The following is a 3,128-nucleotide window of genomic DNA, read 5'->3' on the forward strand; positions in this document are numbered from 1 at the left end:
TCCAAAAGCAACAAAGTTTACGAAAAGAGCCTTTTCAAAAATAGCTGTCATTTTTGACAGCTATTTTAGTTTTTATTTATTATTAACCAATTTTAATGTCTTAAAAAGTAAATCGGAATAACACTTAAGTAATCTATACTAGATTATCTGTTCTACTCCTAAAAAAACAAGTAAATTGTCCTAGTTTATTAAAACAAGTTAAGAATATAATTTAAACGATTCTAAAAATTACCAAAAATGGATTTGTATAACTTTGAGGAATTGAATCAGGAGGTCAAGAATGATTGAATTTAAACAAGTAAATAAGTTTTATGGTGATTTTCATGTCTTAAAAGATATTAATCTCACAATCAATCCAGGTGAAGTTGTAGTAGTAATAGGTCCATCCGGTTCAGGGAAAAGTACTTTGCTGCGAGTAATCAATCATCTGGAAACAATCTCCGACGGCACACTCACTGTTAATGGGATATCTGTTGGAAATAAAAAAACAGATATCAATAAGCTAAGGCGCAATATTGGAATGGTTTTTCAGCATTTCAACTTATATCCACACAAAACTGTGCTTGAAAATATCACTCTTGCTCCTATGAAAGTATTGAACCTGTCTGAAAAAGAAGCGAAGAATACGGCAAAACATTATCTCGATAAGGTAGGTATATTAGATAAGGCCGATTCCTATCCTTCCCAGCTTTCCGGGGGCCAGCAGCAACGTGTAGCAATAGCCCGCGGCCTTGCAATGAAACCGGAAATCATGCTATTCGATGAGCCGACCTCGGCACTAGATCCCGAAATGATCGGAGAGGTCCTGGATGTTATGAAAGCCCTCGCTAAAGAAGGAATGACGATGGTCGTAGTCACCCACGAAATGGGCTTTGCCAGAGAGGTGGCAGACCGAATCGTATTTATGAATGAGGGGGGAATTTTAGAAGAAGCAGTTCCGGCTGAATTTTTCGAGAATCCACGTGAAGAACGGGCTCGCTTATTTCTCAGCCGTATATTAAATCATTAATAGGGGGAAAGGAAATGTTCAAAACAAAAAATTTATTAAAAATGGTGGTAGTATCAACAATGGCTGCCCTACTTCTTGCCGGCTGCGGCGGGGACAAGGACTCGAAAGGCAGCAGCAAGGATGTACTTACGAAGATCAAGGAAGACAAAAAAATCGTTTATGGAGTCAAAAATGACACTCGTTTGTTTGGATTGAAAAATCCTTCGACTGGTGAGGTGGAAGGATTTGATATCGATCTTTCCAAAGCATTAACAGAAGAAATGTTTGGCAAGGACGTTAAGCCTCAGTATGTAGAGGTTACTTCGAAAACCAGGGTAGGCCTACTAAATAATGGCAAGGTTGAAGCGGTAGTCGCAACGATGACCATCACGGAGGAACGTAAAAAAGAAGTCGATTTTACAGATGTCTATTTTCAAGCTGGTCAATCCTTGCTTGTGAAAAAAGGCAGCAAGATTCACAGCATTGCGGACTTGAAAAAGGGAACAACGGTACTAGCTGTTAAAGGCTCAACCTCTGCGAATAATATTCGTGAGAAAGCGCCTGAAACAACCGTACTTGAATTCGAAAACTATGCGGAAGCCTTTACAGCCTTAAAGGCAGGTAAAGGAGATGCCCTGACTACAGATGATGCAATCCTTTATGGAATGGCAGAAGAAGATCCATCCTATGAACTGGTTGGTGGAACGTTCACTGAAGAACCTTATGGTATCGCTGTTAAAAAAGGCAATAAAGAGCTTGTCGATGCGTTGAATAAAGCATTAAAAAGCCTGAAGGATTCAGGAAAGTACGATGAAATAAAGAATAAATGGATTAAAAAATAATCCCTTTTTAAGGTTTCTAGTCAGGATGGGCAGTTGTAAGTTTACAATCCAGCTCATCCTGACTCATTAGGAGGAGATCACTTGTGGATTTCTCGATTTTAACCACTAATATCGATTCATTTTTGCAAGGATTAAAAATAACCCTTATTGCCAGTTTAATAGCTTTATTATGCAGCTTCCTTTTGGGAACACTGATTGCAGTCATGCGAATTGGCCCGTTTAAACTACTAAACTGGCTCGGTACGGCATATGTTGAATTTATCCGTAATATACCGGTACTAGTTATCATCTTTTTCACATACTTGGTTGGAAACTTTGGAGGGATGGTGGCAGGAACACTAGGATTGACCATTTATACGGCGTCTTTCATTGCCGAAGCCATCCGCGCTGGAATTATGTCGGTTCCAAAAGGCCAAATGGAGGCTGCCCGATCGACTGGGTTAAGCTACGGCCAAGCAATGAGAATGATTATCCTACCACAGGCGATCAAAATTGTCATCCCTCCTCTTGGCAACCAATTTATCAATTTAGTTAAAAATTCATCATTGTTAGCAGTCGTCGCTGGTGGGGATTTAATGTATCAGGGGGACTTAATCTCAGCAAAAACATACGTAACCTTTGATACTTATGTGTTTGTTGCCCTATTTTATTTACTATTAACCATTCCTTTAAGTCTTGGTGTAGGATATTTAGAAAAACGCATGGCTCGTAGTCATGCAGGAGGTGCATAAAAGGATGGATTTTCTGGCACCGTTCACTGAAGTATATACACAGGACAATTTTAAATTTTTGTTGGAAGGATTTGGGGTCACTCTTAAGGTCGCTGCCATTTCGATTGTCCTCAGTTTTGTTATTGGTGGTCTTATTGGCACTCTCAGATATGCGCGGATTCCCGTTGTTTCACCAGTTCTTGCTTTAATTGTCGAGACCATTCGTAACCTTCCCTTGCTGCTGATCATTTTCTTTACCTATTTTGCATTGCCCGAAATCGGAATTGAGATGGAAATTACCACTGCAGCTATCGCAGCATTGACCGTTTTTGAATCGGCCATGCTGTCAGAAATTATCCGAAGCGGATTAAACTCCATCGAAAAAGGCCAGATTGAAGCAGGACGTTCTTCCGGACTGACCTATATCCAGACATTACGCTATATCATCATGCCCCAGGCTCTGAGACGAATGGTTCCCCCTATTGTCAGTCAATTTATTTCTCTGCTTAAAGATACATCCCTGGCAGTCGTCATTGCCCTGCCGGATTTATTACACAACGGACAGATCATTTATGCACAAAAAAGCTC

4 protein-coding genes are annotated in these 3,128 nt (G+C 40.1%); all 4 read left to right on the top strand.

Translation table 11 applies throughout. The annotated features are described in order from the left end of the window. Nucleotides 1-280 precede the first annotated feature (280 nt). Entirely contained in the window at nt 281-1,009 is a 729-nt protein-coding gene (locus BIV60_RS22340; protein ID WP_071357928.1) for an amino acid ABC transporter ATP-binding protein, read from the top strand. A 14-nt stretch (nt 1,010-1,023) separates the two neighbouring features. Then, nucleotides 1,024-1,830, top strand: coding sequence for a transporter substrate-binding domain-containing protein (locus tag BIV60_RS22345; RefSeq protein ID WP_071357929.1), 807 nt, complete (start codon nt 1,024-1,026; stop codon nt 1,828-1,830). An 83-nt stretch (nt 1,831-1,913) separates the two neighbouring features. Beyond that, nucleotides 1,914-2,561 (top strand): amino acid ABC transporter permease, encoded by a 648-nt coding sequence (locus BIV60_RS22350; protein ID WP_177177376.1) that lies wholly within the window; start codon nt 1,914-1,916, stop codon nt 2,559-2,561. 4 nt (nt 2,562-2,565) lie between these two features. Then, the coding region (locus BIV60_RS22355; protein WP_071357931.1) for an amino acid ABC transporter permease at nt 2,566-3,128 on the top strand (563 nt) is incomplete at its 3' end.

The organism is Bacillus sp. MUM 116 (assembly GCF_001866655.1).
Classification (GTDB): domain Bacteria; phylum Bacillota; class Bacilli; order Bacillales; family Cytobacillaceae; genus Neobacillus.

What these genes read in the sequence shown, in the direction of transcription:
- BIV60_RS22340 (WP_071357928.1), top strand. Translation starts at nt 281, where the DNA reads ATGATTGAATTTAAACAAGTAAATAAGTTTTATGGTGATTTTCATGTC.
- BIV60_RS22345 (WP_071357929.1), top strand. Translation starts at nt 1,024, where the DNA reads ATGTTCAAAACAAAAAATTTATTAAAAATGGTGGTAGTATCAACAATG.